Source organism: Chromatiales bacterium (assembly GCA_014762505.1).
Classification (GTDB): Bacteria; Pseudomonadota; Gammaproteobacteria; order SpSt-1174; family SpSt-1174; genus SpSt-1174.
The window spans coordinates 72,441-91,364 of record JABURS010000029.1; the positions used below are offsets into that span (position 1 = coordinate 72,441).

Sequence of the window (18,924 nt, forward strand, 5' to 3'; positions counted from 1 at the left end):
GCCTGACAACGCGGCCACTGCCGGTTTCAACTGCGCATTCTTCATGCGTCCCTCCTAAGTGGTGGTTGAGTGGTGCCGTGGCGCCACTCGGTTTTGCCGAATCCTGTTGCGATCCGTTTGTTGTTATGTCGTTGTTCTTGTTTTGAGAGGACGCGCCCGCCAGCGGGCGCTCCCGTGCCCTGCTCGCCCGGTCAGCCCGCAGCCCAGCCGGCCATGGCACCACGGCAGGAAGGACGATGGACGTGACACGGGTGTCGTCGCATGCAGATCGGCAGGGACGACAAACACCACCCACCATGGCGGATGGCGGCAAGACATAGGGTCAGGGCAAGGACGGGATGCCGGACGACTGGCATGAAAGACGGGGAGGCCGGCAACAGATGGCCGGGGGTGACAGGTGCTGAACACCGGAGGACTTTGCACAACAGCACCCCGAGCCGGTGATGAAACCGGCGCCAAAGGGCCTGATTGTCTTGGTGGTTCGCTACCATGCGCCTCCGGGTCCCCTCCGTGATTATTTTGTTATGGGAATCCCCTCCAGTTACGAGGCATGCTAGCTCAGCGATTCTGGCAGAACAATATCTTTGATTAATTGAGCGTATTAGTATTTTTATATATTTCTTTGCGCTCAAAAACTATTTTATGCGGGTCAAAAGTTTTATTTCTCATAAATATCAATGAATTAAACATATTCATTGATCAACGGAATTGTTGATAACCAACCTTTATAAAATTCCTGAATAATACTTTTTTATAATTTCTATGAGTGAATTTGGGCAAATCATCCATTGACGGGCATTTTTGCCAATTTTCTATTCCTGCACCTTGCCCCCTGAGGGCAGCGACTGCACCCGCACGGGAATACCGATGGGGCGCCCGCCAGCCCCGGAAGACGGGGGCGGTGCATCCGGCGCCCATGCATGGCCGTACACCACCTCGTAGCTCGCGGGCAAGAGCCCCTGCCCGGTCCGATACGCCTCGTAGGCCGCCTCCACCGCCCGCAGGCGCGACTTGCCGGTCAGCCCCCGCGCACGCTCGTGCAGGGCGTTACCCGCACCGATCCGCTTGAGATCCCGCATGAGCTGACGCGCCTGCGGGTAGGTGACGGTGAGCATCTCCATGTCCATCACGGGGTCGGCGAAGCCGGCCCGCACCAGGGCATCGCCCACGTCATGCATATCGAGGAAGGCGTTCACGTGCGGATGATCGTCCACACGCGACCAGGCATCGCGCAGCTCCCTGAGCGTATCGGGGCCAAAGCTGGTGAACAGCAGCAGCCCCTGCGGGGCGAGCACCCGGCGCAGCTCGGCGAACACGCGGTCGATGTCCTCGACCCACTGCAGGGTGAGATTGGAAAAGACCAGGTCGAAACTGCCGTCGGCGAAGGGCAGGGCCTCGATATCGGCATTCACCGGCAGGGGGCGGCGGCGCCAGCGTCCGCGGCGCCGGGCGATCTGCAGCATGCCGTAGGCGAGATCCAGCGAGATCACCTGCGACTTCGGGTAGCGGCGCAGCAGGGCATCCGCGGCACGGCCGGTACCGGTGCCGGCATCGAGGACGCGGCCCGGCGCGATCTTCATGTAATCGAGCCGCTCCAGCAGCCGGCCGCGCACCTCGTGCTGCAGCACGGCGGCCTCGTCGTAGGCGCGCGCGGCGGCATCGAAGGACTGTCGCACGCGGTGCTTGTCGATATGCCAGGGCCTGTCGCTCACGCCGGCACGCCCTCCAGGGCAGCGAGAAAACGGCCCGGGTGCGTCAGAAAGGGGGCGTGACCGGCCCCCTCGATGACGGTGATCGCCATGTCAGGGCGCAGGGCGGTCAGCGATGCCGCCACCGCGACAGGGACCAGGGTATCCAGTTCGCCCAGCACGGCTGCCACCGGCCCGGGGTAACCCGCCAGCGCCGGCCGCAGGTCGGCACCGCCGAGCATGGCCAGGCCATCGCGCAGGCTCTCCGCCGCCGGCGGGTGGGCCGCCAGCCCGGCACGCAGGCCGCGCAGGGTCTCGCCCGCCCCCTTCACGCCGCGAAACTGCAGGGTGAGAAAGCGGCCGAGCGTGGCCTCGAAATCCGTCGCCAGGCCATCGGCGAAGGCCGCCAGCGTCGCCGGGGCCATGGCGCAGGGCCAGTCCGGCTGCTGCGTGAACCGGGGGTTGCTGGCCACCAGCAGCAGCCGCGTCACCCGCTCCGGCGCCTGCGCCGCGGCCGCCGTGGCGATCATGCCGCCCAGGGACCAACCGACCCAGGCAGCGGCCGGCGGGGCCGCCGCCAGCACGGCCGAGGCGGCCTGTTCGAGGCCACCCAGGCGCCCGGGCGAGCGCCCGTGACCGGGCAGATCGATCACGCTCACCCGGTAGTGCGCCGCCAGTCGCGGCAGCAGCGTCGACCAGACGCCACCGTGCAGCCCCCAGCCGTGCAGCAGGACGAGGTCGGGACCCTCACCGGTCACGCTGACATGCAGTCGGGTATCGCTCAAAGATCCTTCCATCCCCGGGCCGGCGCTCGCCGTCACCCGTCTTCTGCGGTTATCATCGGCGCCCCACACCTTCCGGACGTGAGCCGCCATGCTGGAAAACAGTCTGCTGATCGTCGCCGCCTACCTGCTCGGTTCGGTAGCGACCGCCATCATCACCTGCCGCCTGATGGGCCTGCCGGACCCGCGCGGGGTGGGCTCGGGCAACCCGGGCGCGACCAACGTGCTGCGCGAGGGCGGCAAAAAGGCGGCCATCATCACGCTTCTGGGCGACATGCTCAAGGGGCTCGTCCCGGTGCTGGTCGGCCACGCCCTGGGCGTGGCCGACTGGGCCCTGGCCGCGATCGGTCTCGCGGCCTTCATCGGCCACCTCTATCCCGTGTACTTCGGCTTCAAGGGCGGCAAGGGGGTGGCCACCGCACTGGGCGTGTCGCTGGGCTTTCACTGGGGACTGGGGCTGGCGGTACTGGTCACCTGGCTGGCGATGGCCTTCCTCACCCGCATCTCCTCGCTGTCGGCCCTGACCGCCTCGCTGCTCGCGCCCCTCTACGCCTGGCTCATCACGGGCTCGACGGCACTGACCGTGGCCGCCGCCCTCATGGCCGTGCTGGTGTTCTGGCGCCACCGCAGCAACATCCGCAACCTGCTCGACGGCACCGAGGGGCGCATCGGCGCGAAGAAGTAGCCGTCAGGCGGGCACCCGCAGCTCGGACAGCGGCCAGCGCGGCCGCGCGCGGATCGTGGCCACGTCGTGCTCGCCGGCCGCCAGCCGCAGGTAGCCCGCGTAGGCGATCATGGCCCCGTTGTCGGTGCAGAACTCGGGCCGCGGATAATAGAGCCGCGCCCCCTCGTGCCCGGCGATCTCCGCCAGCCGCACCCGCAGGCGGCGGTTGGCCCCCACCCCGCCGGCCACGACCAGCCCTTTTACGCCGGTCTCGCGCAGCGCCCGCCGGCACTTGATGGCCAGCGTCTCCACCACCGCGTCCTCGAAGGCCCGCGCGATATCGGCCTTCGCCTCGGGGTGGGCGTGCAGGGTATTGAGCGCGAAGGTCTTGAGCCCGCTGAAGCTGAAATCCAGGCCGGGCCGGTCGGTCATGGGCCGCGGGAAGTGGAAACGGCCGGGGTCGCCCGTCTCGGCCAGGCGCGCGAGCTCCGGGCCGCCGGGATAGGGCAGACCGAGCAGCTTGGCAGCCTTGTCGAAGGCCTCGCCGGCGGCGTCGTCCAGGCTCTCGCCCAGGATCTCGTAGCGCCCCACCCCTTCCACGCGCACCAGCAGGGTGTGCCCGCCCGAGACCAGCAGGGCGACGAAGGGGAAATCGGGACGCGCCTCCTCCAGCATGGGGGCCAGCAGATGCCCCTCCATGTGGTGCACCCCCACCGCCGGCACGCCCCAGGCGAAGGCCAGCGCCCGGCCGATGGAGGCGCCGACCAGCAGGGCGCCGATCAGGCCCGGCCCGGCCGTGTAGGCCACGCCGTCCAGGTCCCCGGGCCCGCTGTCGGCCGCCGCCAGCACCTCGCGGATCAGCGGCAGGGTCTTGCGGATGTGGTCGCGCGAGGCCAGCTCCGGCACCACGCCGCCGTACTCGGCATGCAGCGCCACCTGGCTGTAGACACGGTGTGCCAGCAGGCCGCGTTCGCCGTCGTACACGGCCACGCCGGTCTCGTCACAGGAGCTCTCGATACCCAGTACCCGCACGGCGGTCCTCGTCTGGTCCAGTTCAGGGGGATTCACGGCCGGCCATTATGCCACGGGAGGCGCACAGCTTTTGCATTTTCGCCCGGCGTGGCTATAATGCGCGGTTCCTTATTCCGACTGGTTTCTGCAGAAACCCAAACACTCATCAGGATTGGTGATTTTAATGCCTCACGTACGTGTTAAAGAGAACGAACCCTTCGAAGTCGCGCTGCGTCGCTTCAAGCGCACCTGCGAGAAGGCCGGCGTGCTGACCGAGGTCCGCCGTCGCGAGTTCTACGAAAAGCCGACCGAGACCCGCAAGCGCAAGCAGGCCGCCGCGGTCAAGCGCCACGCGAAGAAGGTCCAGCGCGAAGTCGCGCGCCGCGTGCGTCTCTACTAAGCACCGCGAGCACCCCAGGCTCATGCCCGAGACCGCCTCTCCGCTCAAGGCGCGCATCACCGAGGACATGAAGACGGCCATGCGCTCCGGCGAGAAGGAGCGTCTGGCCACGATTCGCCTCGTGCTGGCCGCCATCAAGCAGGTCGAGGTCGACACGCGCAGCGCGCTTACCGACGACGACCTGCTCCCCCTGCTGGACAAGATGTGCAAGCAGCGCCGGGAATCCATCGAGCAGTTCGAGCAGGCCGGGCGTGACGACCTGGCGTCGAAGGAACGGCAGGAACTGGAGATCATCCAGACCTACCTGCCCGCCCAGCTGAGCGAGGCCGAGATTGCCCAGCTCATCGACGAGGCGATCGCGCAGACGGGCGCGGAGAGCGTCCGCGACATGGGCAAGGTGATGGGCATCATCAAGCCCAAGGCCCAGGGACGCGCCGACATGGCAGCAGTCAGCGCCCAGATCAAGGCCCGGCTGTCCGCCTGACGGCGATAACCCCGCCCCTCGCGGGGTTGCGCGTCCGCCCCGCGTCACCCAATCTTAAGAACCCGGTCATCGGCGGCCCCTGGCCGCCGGTTTTTGCTGAACTGGCGAGCATTAGGTAACGACATGGCCAATCCGATGCAATTCCTGGAAATCCCGCGACAGGACCCGAAGAAGACGTCCGTCGAGGTCCGCATTCGCGAATTCAAGGAAATCTACGGCCAGTTCGACCCGGAGACCGCCAAGCACCAGGCCGGTCGCTGCCTCGCCTGCGGCAACCCGTACTGCGAGTGGAAGTGCCCGGTCCACAACTACATCCCCAACTGGCTCAAGCTGATTGCCGAGGGCAACCTGTTCGAGGCCGCCGAGCTCTCGCACAAGACCAACTCCCTGCCTGAAGTCTGCGGCCGCGTCTGCCCGCAGGACCGCCTCTGCGAGGGCGCCTGCACGCTGAACGACGGCTTCGGCGCCGTGACCATCGGCTCCATCGAGAAATACATCACCGACGAGGCCCTCAAGGCCGGCTGGCGCCCCGATCTCTCGCACGTGGTCGACACCGGCAAGCGCGTTGCCATCATCGGCGCCGGCCCGGCCGGGCTCGGCTGCGCCGACATCCTGGCCCGCAATGGCGTGAAGCCCGTGGTGTTCGACCGCTACCCGGAGATCGGCGGCCTGCTCACCTTTGGCATCCCGCCCTTCAAGCTGGAAAAGGAAGTGGTGCAGCGCCGCCGCGAGCTGATGGAAGGCATGGGCGTGGAATTCCGCCTCAATACCGAGATCGGCAGGGACGTGGGCTTCCAGGACCTGCTCGACGAGTACGATGCCGTGTTCCTCGGCATGGGCACCTATACCTACATGAAGGGCGGCTTCCCGGGCGAGGAGCTCGAGGGCGTGCACGAGGCACTGCCCTTCCTCATCTCCAACATCAACCGCGAGATGGGCTTCGAGAAGTCGCCGGCGGACTTCGTCGACATGCGCGGTCAGCGCGTGGTGGTACTCGGCGGCGGCGACACGGCCATGGACTGCAACCGTACCTCGGTGCGCCAGGGTGCCGCCAAGGTGATCTGCGCCTACCGCCGCGACGAGGAAAACATGCCGGGCTCGCGACGCGAGGTGGCCAACGCCAAGGAAGAAGGCGTGGAATTCCTCTTCAACCGCCAGCCGGTGGAGATCGTGGGCGAAGGGCGCGTCGAGGGCGTGAAGGTGGTGAGCACCCGCCTGGGCGAACCGGACGAGCGCGGCCGTCGCCGCCCCGAGGTGGTGCCGGGTTCGGAGGAGATCATCCCGGCCGACCGCGTCATCATCGCCTTCGGTTTCCGCCCCAGCCCCTCGAACTGGTTCGCCGAGCACGGCATCGAGATCGACGAGGGCGGCCGCGTGAAGGCCCCGGCCGAGCAGGAATTCAAGTTCCAGACCGGCAATCCCAAGGTCTTTGCCGGCGGCGACATGGTGCGCGGCTCGGACCTGGTGGTCACCGCCGTCTTCGAGGGCCGCAACGCCGCCGAAGGCATCCTCGACTACCTCGGCGTCTGAGCGCCCCATGAGTGAACTGAAGAACGACCGCTTCCTGCGCGCCCTGCTGCGCGAGCCGGTCGATACCACGCCGGTGTGGATCATGCGCCAGGCCGGGCGCTACCTGCCCGAATACCGGGCCACCCGCGCGCAGGCCGGCAGCTTCATGGACCTGTGCCGCAACGCCGACCTCGCCTGCGAGGTCACGCTGCAGCCGCTGGAACGCTTCGATCTCGACGCGGCCATCCTCTTCTCCGACATCCTCACCATCCCGGACGCCATGGGCCTCGGCCTGTCCTTCGCCCAGGGCGAGGGACCGGTGTTCGCACGCCCGGTGCGCGACGCGGCTGCCATCAAGGCGCTGGGCGTCCCGGACATGGAGGACGACCTCGGCTACGTGATGAATGCCGTGCGCACCATCCGCCGCGAGCTCGATGGCCGCGTGCCACTGATCGGCTTTTCCGGCAGCCCCTGGACGCTCGCCACCTACATGGTGGAAGGTGGCTCCAGCAAGGAGTTCGCCCATGTGAAGGGCATGCTCTACGACCAGCCGGGGCTACTGCACCAGCTGCTGTCGGTTCTCTCGGTGAGCGTGGCCGAGTACCTGAACGCGCAGATCCGCGCCGGCGCACAGGCGGTGATGATCTTCGATACCTGGGGTGGCGCGCTCACGCCCGAGGCCTATCGCGAGTTCTCGCTGGACTACATGCAGCGCATCGTCGACCAGCTGATACGCGAGCACGACGGCCGGCGCGTGCCGGTGACGCTATTCACCAAGGGCGGGGGACAGTGGCTGGAGGCCATGGCCGATACCGGCTGCACCGGCCTGGGACTGGACTGGACGACCAACATCGGCGAGGCCCGCCGGCGCGTGGGTGACCGCGTTGCCCTGCAGGGCAACCTCGACCCTGCCGTGCTCTACGCCTCGCCCGAGCGCATCCGTACCCAGGTGCGCAAGGTGCTGGAAGACTTCGGCGAGGGCAGTGGCCACGTCTTCAATCTGGGGCACGGCATCCACCAGCACATCGATCCGGACCACGTGAAGGTGTTGGTCGACAGCGTGCACGAGATCGGCCAGCGCTTCCACAGCCGCGACGCGGTGCTCGGCCAGCGCTGACCCGCGCGCTCAGGCCTCGCGCAGCAGGGCCTCCACGTCTTCCAGGCTGGCCCGCCGCATGGGCCGCCCATCCACCGGCGACAAGGGCGCCTGGCGGATCCCGTCCACCGAGAACACCACCGCCTCGATCTCCACGTCATCGGCGACGAAGGAGACGCTGGGCAGCTCCTGCAATTCCCCGCCGAAGCGCAGCCGCCGCGAACCCAGGTCATAGGGAATCCGCCGGTCCATGAGCAGGAAGCACACCTCCTCCACCGAGTTGGCGAACAGGTGCAGGGTGATGCGCTGGGCGGCATGGGCCGTTCCCTTGAGGGCCGAACCGACCAGGCGGGGGGAGTAGTCGGCGAACAGGCGCATCGCCTCCAGTGCCGTGGCGCGCAGATGCGCGACGTGGGCCCGCTCCTCCTCGGTCTGGAACAGACTCTGCCGCTCCAGCACCGCCGCCTCCACCTCGACGTTCCTGGGCAGGTTGCGGGTGGCCCCCAGCCCCAGGTGCTCGGCGGCCTTGCGCTTGGCAAGGCCGAAGTCTTCCAGACCCTCGTCGAGCACGAGACGGGCGGCCTCTTCCGCGATCAGCAGCCGCTCGCGCTCCAGGGCATGACTGTTACGCGTCATAGCACCCCTCAGAACAGTTGTTCGGGCACCTCGAGCGTACCATTGCCGCCGCCGGCGGTCTCCCCGTCCTCGCCACCCAGCGACAGCTCGGCCTCGGGCAGGTTGTCGGCACGGAAGGTCTCGAAGATGGCATCCGGGTTGTCACTGCCGGCAAGCAGGCCCGTCTCCGGGTCGATACGCACCGTCACCATGCCGTCGGGCTGTGGCAGCGTGTGCTCGGGCCGTCCGGCCAGCACCTCGCCCATGTAACCGATCCAGATCGGCAGGGCGGCCGAGGCGCCCGTCTCGCCGCGGCCGAGCGGCTGCAGCTGATCGAAACCGACCCAGACGGTGGTGACGACATCGGCGTTGAAGCCGCTGAACCAGGCATCGTTGCCATCGTTTGTGGTGCCGGTCTTGCCGGAGAGGTCGTTACGCCCCAGCTGCATGGCACGCACGCCGGTACCTTCCTGCACCACCGAGCGCAGCATGCTGGTAATCAGGTAGGCATTCTGCGGCGGGATGACCCGTTCGGCCGGCAGCCAGGGCGCCGGCTCGGCAGGCTCCGTAGCGCCCTCGGCCGTCTCGTCTCCCGATGCAGCAGCCGCCTCGCAGTCTGACTCACAGACCCTTTTCGGCTGCGCCGTGAACAACACCTCGCCGACACCGTCCTCGATGCGCTCGATGAAATAGGGTTCGACCAGAAAGCCGCCATTGGCGAACACGCCGTAGGCGCGCACCATCTCCAGCGGCGTGATGGTGCCGCTGCCCAGCGCCAGGGAGAGGTCGCGCGGCAGCCGGCCCATGTCGAAACCGAAGCGCCCCACGTAGCGATAGCCATAGCCGAGCCCCATGGACTGCAGCAGGCGGATGGATACCAGGTTGCGTGACTTCGTCAGCGCCATGCGCAGACGCGTGGGCCCGTAGAAGCGGCCGCTGTAGTTTTCCGGTCGCCACTCGGCCTCCAGGGCCGGGTCATCGAACACCACCGGGGCATCGTTGACCAGCGTAGCCGGTGTGAAGCCCTTTTCGAGCGCGGCCGAGTAGATAAAGGGCTTGAAGACGGAACCCGGCTGGCGCTCCGCCTGAACGGCCCGGTTGAACTTGCTCTGCTCGAAGTCGAAACCACCAACCACGGCCAGCAGCGCCCCGTCCTCGGGCCGCATGGAGACCACGGCGCCCGAGACCACCGGCACCTGGCGCAACGACCAGTAGGTCAACGGCACCTCGTCCGTCGGCGCCTTCCCGTCATCCCCGGCAACCGATTCCGGCAGGCTGGCAAAGGGCTCGACGCGTACCAGGTCGCCCGGGGCCAGCACCTCGCCTGCAGACTCCAGCTCGCCGCCGACGGTACTTTCATCGATATAACGCCTCGCCCACTGCATGCCCTCCCAGGGGATGACGCCATAGCCGAGGTTATCCACATACACCCGCGCCTGGCGCTCCTCGACCGACACGACCACTGCCGGGAGCAGACCACCCACCACCGTGTAGGGCTGCAAGAGCGATTCCAGCGCCTCCGCACCGGCCTCCTCCGGGAGCTCGGGCAGCTCGAGCCGGGCCTCCGGACCACGGTAACCATGCCGCAGGTCGTAGTCGAGCAGGCCCGCACGCAGCGCCCGATTGGCGGCGGCCTGCGCCCCGGCATCGATCGTGGTGTAGACGCGATAACCGCCGGTATAGGCCTCTTCCCCATAGCGTTCCACCATCACGGCACGCACCATCTCCCCGAGATACGGGGCATCGATCTCGGTCCGGGAGAGGTGCACACCGGCCGTCAGCGGCGCCACCACGGCGATATCGAACTGCGCCTGGTCGATCCGGTCGAGTTCGAGCAGCCGGCGCAGCACGTAGTTGCGACGCTCCATGGCCCGTTCGGGGTTGACGATGGGGTTGTAGCGTGACGGGGCCTTGGGCAGGCCGGCGATCATCGCGATCTCGGGCAGGGTCAGCTCATCCACCGTCTTGTTGTAATAGACCTGCGCCGCCGCACCCACGCCATAGGCCCGGTTGCCGAGATAGATCTTGTTGAGATACAGCTCGAGGATCTCGTCCTTGTTGAGCTCCTTCTCGATCTTGAAGGACAGAAAGATCTCTCGCAGCTTGCGGGTGTAGGTCTTCTCCGGGCTGAGGAAGAAGTTGCGCGCCACCTGCATGGTGATGGTACTCGCGCCCTGGCCACGATCGCCGGTCAGGTAGTTGCTGATGGCCGCGCGCAGGATGCCACGATAGTCCACGCCCGGATGGGTATAGAAGCGCTCGTCTTCGGCAGCGAGAAAGGCGTCCCGCAGGGTGACGGGGATGTCTTCGATGGCCAGCGGCACACGGCGCTTCTCACCGTACTCCGCCACCAGCAGGCCGTCCTTGCTATATACCCGCAGAGGCACCTGCATGCGCATGTCACGCAGCACCTCGACATCCGGAAGATCACGGGCAAAATAGAGATAGGCGCCGCCAACGGCCAGCGCGCCGCTGATCGCGCCGGCCAGGGCCAGGTAGAGACCCCAGCGGACAAGACGCAGAAAAGGTTTCATATATTATGTGCTTACGTGAGGTACGAATGGGGGCGGGTCCAGACTGCCGGGGGCTATGAAAACCCAATTCCCGGGTGACAACAAGCTTTGCAATTTATACTAGTATTTTTATATAGTTGGCGCTAGGATCTAATAAAAAATATAGCAATAATTCGTAACCACCGGCTCTAAAGGGAAAAACTGTGCTCCCGTTCACAAGAAAGAAGGTACCGGTCCTGGGTATCGACATCAGCTCCACCTCGGTGAAGCTGGTTGAGCTCAGCCCTGCGGGTAACGGCTACAAGGTCGAGAGCCATGCGGTCGAGCCGCTGCCGGCCAACGCCGTCGTGGAAAAGAACATTGCGGAAGTCGAGGCCGTGGCCGAGACGGTGCGCAAGGCCATCAAGCGAGCAGGCACCAAGAACAAGCTCTGTGCGCTGGCCGTGCCCTCCTCCGCCGTCATCACCAAGGTCATCACCATGCCGGCCAGCCTCAGCGATGCCGACATGGAGACCTCCATCCAGCTCGAGGCGGACCAGTACATCCCCTACGCCCTCGAGGAGGTCAACCTCGACTTCGAGGTGCTGGGCCCTACCGAGAAGAACCCCGAGACCGTCGATGTGCTGCTGGCTGCCTCGCGCAGCGAGAACGTGGAGATGCGCGTGGCCGCCGCCGAGATGGCGGGCCTCACGGCCAAGATCGTGGACGTCGAGGCCTACACCATCGAGAACGTCTACCCGCTGATGCCGGAGTTCGACGCCACCAAGGAAAAGGTCGTCGCCATCATCGACGTCGGCGCCACCATGACCAGCATCAACGTCATGGAACACGGCAAGCTCGCCTATACCCGTGAGCAGCCCTTCGGCGGCAAGCAGCTCACCGAGGAGATCATGCGCCGCTACGGCCTCTCCTATGAGGAGGCCGGCCTGGCGAAGAAGGAGGGCGGCCTGCCCGACAACTACGTGCCCGAGGTCCTGGAGCCCTTCAAGGAGACCATGGCCAACCAGGTGCACCGCTTCCTGCAATTCTATTTCGCGGCCAGCCAGATGGCCTCCGTCGACCACATCGTGCTGGCCGGCGGCTGCGCCTCCATCCGCGGCATCGACGAAATGATCGAATCGCAGATCGGCACGCCGACCACGATCGCCAATCCCTTCTCGCGCATGTCGCTCGCATCCCGAATCAATCCGCAGCGCCTGGCAGACGACGCCCCGTCGCTGATCCTCGCCTGCGGCCTGGCCTTGCGGAGGAGTTTCGCCTGATGGCCCATATCAACCTGCTCCCCTGGCGCGACGCCGAGCGCAAGCGCAAACAACAGGAATTCCTCACCCTGGCCGGGTTCACGGCCGTGCTCGGCGCCATCGTCGTGTTCTTCGCGCACGTGCACGTCAACGGCATGATCGACTACCAGAAGAGCCGCAACACCTATCTGGAGAACGAGATCAAGCTGCTCGAGAAGAAGGCCGAGGAAATCAAGGAACTCGAGGCCACCAAGAAGGCCCTGCTGGACCGCATGGAGATCATCCAGCAGCTGCAGGCCGCCCGCCCCGGCGTGGTCCACCTGTTCGACGAGCTGGTCACCACCCTGCCCGAGGGCATGTACCTGATGTCCCTGACACAGAAAAACGGCGTCGTCACGATGAGCGGACGCGCCGAATCGAAGGCCCGTGTCGCCACCTACATGCGCAATCTGGACGCCTCGGAATGGTTGAAGAACCCGCAGCTCAGCGTCATCGAGACCAAGGATGACAGCGCCCTGCGCGCCAGCGACTTCTCCCTGACCGTCGACCAGACCCGGCCCGGCGCCGAGGACGAGGCTGCCGAGGCCGCCACGTCCACGCCGCAGGCAGCCGCGGCCAAGCGGGGTAAATGAGCATGGACCTTTCCGAACTCAAGAATTTCGACATCAACAGCCTGGACCTGAACAACCTGGGCAGCGCCCCGGCGGCGGTCAAGGCCATCATCATCGCCCTGCTGTTCATCGCCGTGCTCGGCGCGGGCTATTACTTCCACACCAAGGGCCAGCTCGAACAGCTGGAGCGCGAGGAGCGCAAGGAAACCCAGCTGCGCCAGAAGTTCGAGACCGAACAGCGCAAGGTGGCCAACCTCGAGGAGCTGAAGCTGCAGCTCGAGGAGATGCGCCGCTCCTTCGGCGCCATGCTGCGCCAGCTGCCGAGCAAGACCGAGATCCCCAATCTCATCGTCGACATCTCGCAGACGGGCCTGGCCAGCGGCCTCGAGATCGATCTGTTCCGGCCGGAGAACGAGGTGCGCAAGGGCTTCTACGCCGAAAAGCCGATCCAGCTGCGCGTGGTGGGCAGTTACCACCAGATGGGCAACTTCGTCAGCGGCGTGGCCGCCCTGCCGCGCATCGTCACCCTGCATGACATCAGCATCAAGCCGATGGATGACGGGCGGCTCACGATGGAAGCCCAGGCGAAGACCTACCGCTATCTCGACGAACAGTCCGGCGAGTGAGTCGACGCATGAAGTACATACAAAAACAGACCGGGCCTAGAGCGATGAAACGAACCAAGGGGCAATACCTGGCGGTCACCCTGGTCCTCAGCACCCTGCTGCTGGCGGGCTGTGGCGACAACCTGGACGACCTGCGCACCTACGTGGACGAGGTCAAGGCACGCAAGACCGCGCCACCGAAGGCCATCCCGGACATCAAGCCCTACGAGAGCTTCGCCTATCCGGAACACACGCGTAATCCCTTTGATTCCAGCATTCTTGCGGCAACGCCGGCACCGGTGAACCTCAATATCCCGGAGATCGACGCCGATCGCCCGCGCGAATACCTGGAAAGCTTCCCGCTCGACAGCCTCAAGCTGGTGGGCACGCTCGAACAGGCCAATACCCTGTGGGCACTGATCAGGACACCGGACGGCACCATCCAGCGTGTCACTCACGATAACTACATGGGACAGAACAACGGCAAGATCATCACGATCACGCCCACCCGTCTGACCCTGAAGGAATACATTCGTGATGAATTCGGTGGTTACATCGAACGCGAAACTGCTGTCGCCATTAGCGAATAAGTAAAGAGGACATAGCAATGAGTTCAGTCCCTGCCCCGAAGCTTGCCCAGACCCCGGCGGTTGCCCGCTATGCGACAGCCCAGCGACTCTGGCTGACATTGACCCTGCTCGCACTGGTACTGGTCGCCCCCGCCGTCAGCGCCAACACGCTGCAGGACATCAGCTACTCGACGCTGCCCGGCGACCGGGTCGAGCTGACCTTCAAGTTCAGCGAACCGGCCAGCGAACCGCTCAGCTTCACCATCGACGACCCGGCACGCATCGCACTGGATTTCGCGAACACCGACAACGGCCTCAAGGAACGCAACGTGCCGATCGGCATCGGCGTCACCCGCAGCGTGACCGCCGTGGACGCCAAGGGCCGTACCCGCGTGGTCATCAACCTGGCCCAGCTCGTCGGCTACCAGACCCGCGTGCAGGGCAATGAAGTGGTCGTGGCCCTCGGCAGCAGCGCGGCAGACGCCAACTTCGACATGCCCGCCGCCGGCGCCGGCAAGACCAGCACCCCGGCTGCCGTCAGTACCCGTGGCGACGAACAGCGCGTCACCAACGTCGACTTCCGTCGCGGCGGCAACGGCGAGGCGCGCATCATGATCAACCTCTCCGATCCGCGCATCCCGGTCGACCTGCGCGACCAGCAGGGCGAGATCGTGCTGAACGTGGTCGGCGCCAGCCTGGCCAAGGAACTGGAGCGTCGTCTCGACGTCTCCGACTTCGCCACCCCCGTGCAGACCATCGACGTCTTCGAGACCGACGGCAACACCCGCATCGTGATCAAGGCCGCCGGCGATTACGATCAGCTCGCCTACCAGAGCAACGACGTCTATACCGTAGAGGTCAAGGAATACCGCGAGGAACTGGTCGAGGAGCGTCGTGAACAGGTCTGGGAAGGCGAGAAGCTCTCGCTCAACTTCCAGGACATCGAGGTGCGTTCGGTGCTGCAGCTCATCGCCGACTTCACCTCGCTCAACGTGGTGGTCAGCGACAGCGTGCAGGGCAACATCACCCTGCGCCTGAAGAACGTCCCCTGGGACCAGGCACTGGATATCATCCTGAAGACCAAGGGCCTGGGCATGCGCCAGAACGGCAACGTCCTGCTGATCGCCCCGGCCGAAGAGATCGCCGCGCGTGAAAAGCAGGAGCTCGAGGACCAGCAGTCCATCGAGAAGCTGCTGCCGCTGCGCACCGAACTCATCCAGATCAACTATGCCAAGGCCTCGGACATTGCCGGCCTGCTCATCGCCTCCAAGGCGCTGGAGGGCGCGGAAGGCGAGGAAGGCTCGAACGCCCTGGCCACCGTGCTGTCCTCGCGCGGCTCGGTCATGGTCGACCAGCGCACCAACACCCTGCTGGTGCGTGACACCGAACCCTCCCTGGTCGCCGTGCGCCGCCTGATCGGCAAGCTGGACATCCCGGTGCGCCAGGTGCTGATCGAGTCGCGCATCGTCATCGCCTCGGACGACTTCAGCCGCGAACTCGGCGTGCGCTTCGGCGTGAACGACCAGGGCGACCCGAGCAGCGACAGCAACCGTCGCCTCTACACCTCGGGCAGCCTCAATGGCACCACCCAGCAGATCAACGGCGAGGACCTGGAGCTGGCCGACCGTCTCAACGTCGACATGCCCGTGACCAACCCGGCCGGCAGCTTCGGCCTGGCACTGGCCAAGCTGCCGTTGGGCCTGCTGCTCGAGCTGGAGCTCTCCGCCGCCCAGGCCGAGTCCAAGGCCGAGGTGGTGTCCAGCCCGCGCGTGATCACCTCCAACCAGAAGCAGGCGGTGATCCGCCAGGGTGTCGAGATCCCCTACCTCGAGGCCACCTCCAGCGGCGCGGCCAGCGTGTCCTTCAAGGAGGCCGTGCTCAAGCTCGAGGTCACCCCGGCCATCACCCCGGATGACCGCGTGAACATGGACCTCGCCGTGCACAAGGACAACGTCGGCGAACTCTTCGCCGGCATCCCGAGCATCGACACCCGCTCGGTGGAGACCCTGGTGCTGGTGGATAACGGCCAGACCGTGGTGCTCGGCGGCATCTACGAGACCGAGACCTCGCGCGACGTGCGCCGCGTGCCCTTCTTCGGCGACATCCCGGTGGTCGGCGCACTGTTCCGCAGTACCTCGCAGACCAGCGACAAGTCCGAACTGCTGATCTTCGTCACACCGAAGATCATCTCGGAGAATCTCAAGCTGGTGCGCTAGACCCGGATTCAACCGGTATACTGCGAAGGCCCGCACCGTGCGGGCCTTTGTTTTGTTCAGCCAGACACCATGACAGCAAAACGCAACATCATCCTCGTCGGGCCCATGGGCGCCGGCAAGTCCACCGTCGGGCGGCGACTGGCAAACCTGCTCGGGCGCGAGTTCGTCGACAGCGACAAGGAGATCGAACAGCGCACGGGCGTGGATATCCCCACCATCTTCGAATTCGAGCAGGAGGCCGGTTTTCGCGACCGCGAGGCCGCGGTGATCGAGGAACTGACGGGCCGTGAGGGGATCGTGCTGGCGACGGGTGGCGGCGCGGTGCTGCGGCCGGAGAACCGACGCCACATGAAGGCGCGCGGTTTCGTCATCTATCTGCGCACCTCGGTGGACGAACAGCTGCGCCGCACGGCGCACGACCGCAATCGTCCCCTGCTGCAGACCCCGGACCCGCGGGCCCGCCTCGAGACCCTGCTCAGGGAACGCGACCCCCTGTACACCGAGATCGCCGACCTCGTCGTCGACACCGATCGCGGCCAGGCCCGCAGCCTCGCCCAGCGCATCGTCAAGCGGCTGCGCCAGGCCCTGGGCGAGGCGTTATAGACCCGCCGCGCTTTCCGCGAACCCGCAGCTTGCTTTACCATTGGACCATGCAGACACTCAACGTCGAACTCGGCGAACGCAGCTATCCGATCTATATCGGCAGCGGCCTGCTCGGGCAGCCCGAACTGCTCGCCCGCCACATCCACGGTCGCTCCGCCGCGGTGGTCAGCAACGAGGTGGTCGCCCCGCTGTATCTGGACCGGCTGGGACCGGCCCTGGCCGATCTGCGCCACCATGCCGTCATCCTGCCGGATGGCGAGCAGTACAAGTCGCTGGAGACCCTCAACACCATCTACACGGAACTGCTCGAACACCGCTATGACCGCAACACCACCCTCATCGCCCTCGGCGGCGGGGTGGTGGGCGACATCACCGGATTTGCAGCGGCCAGTTACCAGCGCGGCGTCAACTTCATCCAGATACCCACCACCCTGCTCGCCCAGGTGGACTCCTCCGTCGGTGGCAAGACCGGGGTCAACCACCCGCTCGGCAAGAACATGATCGGGGCCTTCTACCAGCCCCAGTGCGTGATCATCGACACCGACACGCTCGACACCCTGGACGAGCGCCAGCTGAGCGCGGGCATCGCCGAGATCATCAAGTACGGCCTGATCGGCGACCCCGTGTTCTTCGCGTGGCTGGAGGCGAACATGGAACGCCTGCGCGCGCGTGACGCCGAGGCGCTTACCTACGCCATCCGCCGCTCCTGCGAGAACAAGGCCGCCGTGGTCGCGGCCGACGAGCGCGAAGGCGGCAAGCGCGCCCTGCTGAACCTCGGCCACACCTTCGGCCATGCCATCGAGACCGGCATGGGCTACGGCGCCTGGCTGCACGGCGAGGCCGTGGGCTGCGGCATGGTGATGGCCGCACAGCTCTCGGCCCGCCTGGGCTGGCTCTCCGCGGACGACGTCGAGCGCGCCACCCGCCTGATCGCACGCGGCGGCCTGCCCGTCGCACCGCCGCCCGAGATGGATGCCGACCGCTTCCTCGAACTGATGGCCGTGGACAAGAAGGTCATCGACGGCAGCCTGCGCCTGGTCCTGCTGCGCGCCATCGGCGAGGCCGTGGTCACCGCCGACTTCGATCCTGCGGCACTGCGCGCCACCGTCACGCCGTCACGCGCCGCCTGAGCCATGACCGGCCGCCCGCAGACCCCGCCGCAACCCCACGGACCCGCCCCCTATGCCGCCTGCGACACCAACTCGCGCGGGCGCCAGCACCCGGAGGAACGGCCCGCCTACCGCAGCGAATTCCAGCGCGACCGCGACCGCATCATCCATTCGGCCGCCTTCCGTCGCCTCGAGTACAAGACCCAGGTCTTCGTGAACCACGAGGGCGACCTGTTCCGCACCCGGCTCACGCATTCCATCGAGGTCGCCCAGATCGGCCGCTCCATCGCCCGCGCCCTGCGCCTCAACGAGGACCTGACCGAGGCCATCGCGCTGGCCCACGACCTTGGCCACACCCCCTTCGGCCATGCCGGCCAGGACGCGCTCAATGCCTGTATGAAGGAGTTCGGCGGCTTCGAGCATAACCTGCAGTCGCTGCGCGTGGTCGACCAGCTCGAGGCGCGCTATGCCGACTTCCCCGGGCTCAATCTCAGCTTCGAGACCCGCGAGGGCATCCTCAAGCACTGTTCGCTGCCCGATGCCCGCCGCCTCGGGGCCGTGGCCGAGCGCTTCCTCACCAAGCAACAGCCCACGCTGGAGGCCCAGCTCACCAACCTGGCCGACGAGATCGCCTACAACAACCACGACGTCGACGACGGCCTGCGCGCCGGCCTCATCCACGTCGATGCGCTGCGCGAGATCCGCCTGTTCAACGACCAGTACGAGGAGGTGCGTCGCCGCTACCCGGACCTGGTCGACCGCCGCCGCATCCACGAGACCATCCGGCGCATGATCAACCGCCTGGTGGTGGACCTGGTGGAGACCAGCCAGTCGCGCATCGCCGCGGCGACGCCGGCCAGCGTCGACGAGGTGCGTGCCCAGACGGCCCCCCTGATCGGCTTCTCCGACGAGATCCGCGAGGCCAACCTGGAGCTCAAGCGCTTCCTGCGCAAGGAACTCTACCGTCATTACCGCGTCCACCGCATGACGGCCAAGGCCCAGCGCGTCATCCAGGAACTGTTCGCCGCCTTCATGGAGGACCCGCGCCTGCTTCCACCCGAGCACCAGGACTACACGCAGCGCCTCGAGGCCGAGCAGGGACTGCCGGGCCGGGCCCGTGCCGTGGCCGACTACATCGCCGGCATGACCGACCGCTACGCCATCGCCGAGAACCGTCGCATCTTCGACCCGGCGACGACCTCCTGAGG

Annotated in this window: 18 protein-coding genes; 13 read left to right on the plus strand and 5 right to left on the minus strand. The window is 66.3% G+C overall.

Features of this window, described 5'->3' with window-relative positions:
- Window positions 1-812: 812 nt before the first annotated feature.
- Both bioC and bioH read right to left on the minus strand, forming a co-directional pair.
- On the minus strand, window positions 813-1,712 hold the full coding sequence (gene bioC, locus HUJ28_03630) for a malonyl-ACP O-methyltransferase BioC (protein ID MBD3618539.1): 900 nt from the start codon (window positions 1,710-1,712) through the stop codon (window positions 813-815).
- Entirely contained in the window at window positions 1,709-2,485 is a 777-nt protein-coding gene (bioH, locus tag HUJ28_03635) for a pimeloyl-ACP methyl ester esterase BioH (protein MBD3618540.1), read from the minus strand. Before bioH ends, bioC begins: the two co-directional genes overlap by 4 nt.
- A 76-nt stretch (window positions 2,486-2,561) precedes the next feature.
- Here bioH and plsY point away from each other — a divergent pair, with 76 nt between their 5' ends.
- The gene (gene plsY, locus HUJ28_03640) at window positions 2,562-3,155 is read left to right on the plus strand and encodes a glycerol-3-phosphate 1-O-acyltransferase PlsY (GenBank protein MBD3618541.1); all 594 of its coding nucleotides are present in this window, start codon (window positions 2,562-2,564) and stop codon (window positions 3,153-3,155) included.
- Window positions 3,156-3,158: 3 nt separating this feature from the next.
- On the opposite strand, the gene tsaD is transcribed toward plsY, so the two are convergent.
- Window positions 3,159-4,166 carry a tRNA (adenosine(37)-N6)-threonylcarbamoyltransferase complex transferase subunit TsaD gene (tsaD, locus tag HUJ28_03645; GenBank protein MBD3618542.1) on the minus strand — a complete coding sequence of 336 codons (1,008 nt, stop codon included), beginning with the start codon at window positions 4,164-4,166 and terminating at the stop codon, window positions 3,159-3,161.
- A gap of 163 nt (window positions 4,167-4,329) precedes the next feature.
- On the opposite strand from tsaD, the gene rpsU reads away from it, so the two are divergent.
- The 4 genes from rpsU to hemE all read left to right on the plus strand — a co-directional run bounded on the left by rpsU (window position 4,330) and on the right by hemE (window position 7,655).
- A complete protein-coding gene (gene rpsU, locus HUJ28_03650; protein ID MBD3618543.1) occupies window positions 4,330-4,545 on the plus strand; it encodes a 30S ribosomal protein S21 in 216 nt (71 codons plus the stop codon).
- A 22-nt stretch (window positions 4,546-4,567) separates the two neighbouring features.
- Window positions 4,568-5,029 (plus strand): GatB/YqeY domain-containing protein, encoded by a 462-nt coding sequence (locus HUJ28_03655; protein MBD3618544.1) that lies wholly within the window; start codon window positions 4,568-4,570, stop codon window positions 5,027-5,029.
- Between the two features lie 123 nt (window positions 5,030-5,152).
- Window positions 5,153-6,559, plus strand: a complete 1,407-nt coding sequence (locus HUJ28_03660) for an FAD-dependent oxidoreductase (protein ID MBD3618545.1) — start codon at window positions 5,153-5,155, stop codon at window positions 6,557-6,559.
- A gap of 7 nt (window positions 6,560-6,566) precedes the next feature.
- Window positions 6,567-7,655, plus strand: coding sequence for a uroporphyrinogen decarboxylase (gene hemE / locus HUJ28_03665; GenBank protein MBD3618546.1), 1,089 nt, complete (start codon window positions 6,567-6,569; stop codon window positions 7,653-7,655).
- Between the two features lie 9 nt (window positions 7,656-7,664).
- On the opposite strand, the gene HUJ28_03670 is transcribed toward hemE, so the two are convergent.
- A complete protein-coding gene (locus HUJ28_03670) occupies window positions 7,665-8,270 on the minus strand; it encodes a hypothetical protein (protein ID MBD3618547.1) in 606 nt (201 codons plus the stop codon).
- Between the two features lie 8 nt (window positions 8,271-8,278).
- Complete coding sequence (locus HUJ28_03675) at window positions 8,279-10,783, minus strand: penicillin-binding protein 1A (protein MBD3618548.1); 2,505 nt, start codon at window positions 10,781-10,783, stop codon at window positions 8,279-8,281.
- Between the two features lie 182 nt (window positions 10,784-10,965).
- On the opposite strand from HUJ28_03675, the gene HUJ28_03680 reads away from it, so the two are divergent.
- The 8 genes from HUJ28_03680 to HUJ28_03715 all read left to right on the plus strand — a co-directional run bounded on the left by HUJ28_03680 (window position 10,966) and on the right by HUJ28_03715 (window position 18,922).
- Window positions 10,966-12,024, plus strand: coding sequence for a pilus assembly protein PilM (locus HUJ28_03680; GenBank protein MBD3618549.1), 1,059 nt, complete (start codon window positions 10,966-10,968; stop codon window positions 12,022-12,024).
- A complete protein-coding gene (locus HUJ28_03685; GenBank protein MBD3618550.1) occupies window positions 12,024-12,635 on the plus strand; it encodes a PilN domain-containing protein in 612 nt (203 codons plus the stop codon). The genes HUJ28_03680 and HUJ28_03685 overlap by 1 nt, the downstream gene beginning before the upstream one ends.
- A complete protein-coding gene (pilO, locus tag HUJ28_03690) occupies window positions 12,632-13,240 on the plus strand; it encodes a type 4a pilus biogenesis protein PilO (protein MBD3618551.1) in 609 nt (202 codons plus the stop codon). Before HUJ28_03685 ends, pilO begins: the two co-directional genes overlap by 4 nt.
- A 44-nt stretch (window positions 13,241-13,284) precedes the next feature.
- Window positions 13,285-13,809 carry a pilus assembly protein PilP gene (locus tag HUJ28_03695; GenBank protein ID MBD3618552.1) on the plus strand — a complete coding sequence of 175 codons (525 nt, stop codon included), beginning with the start codon at window positions 13,285-13,287 and terminating at the stop codon, window positions 13,807-13,809.
- A gap of 17 nt (window positions 13,810-13,826) precedes the next feature.
- On the plus strand, window positions 13,827-16,004 hold the full coding sequence (locus HUJ28_03700; GenBank protein MBD3618553.1) for a type IV pilus secretin PilQ: 2,178 nt from the start codon (window positions 13,827-13,829) through the stop codon (window positions 16,002-16,004).
- A gap of 69 nt (window positions 16,005-16,073) precedes the next feature.
- A complete protein-coding gene (aroK, locus tag HUJ28_03705; protein ID MBD3618554.1) occupies window positions 16,074-16,607 on the plus strand; it encodes a shikimate kinase AroK in 534 nt (177 codons plus the stop codon).
- Window positions 16,608-16,654: 47 nt separating this feature from the next.
- Window positions 16,655-17,737, plus strand: a complete 1,083-nt coding sequence (gene aroB, locus HUJ28_03710; protein MBD3618555.1) for a 3-dehydroquinate synthase — start codon at window positions 16,655-16,657, stop codon at window positions 17,735-17,737.
- Between the two features lie 3 nt (window positions 17,738-17,740).
- Window positions 17,741-18,922: a deoxyguanosinetriphosphate triphosphohydrolase gene (locus tag HUJ28_03715; protein ID MBD3618556.1), complete on the plus strand. Its 1,182-nt coding sequence runs from the start codon at window positions 17,741-17,743 to the stop codon at window positions 18,920-18,922.
- Window positions 18,923-18,924: the final 2 nt, after the last annotated feature.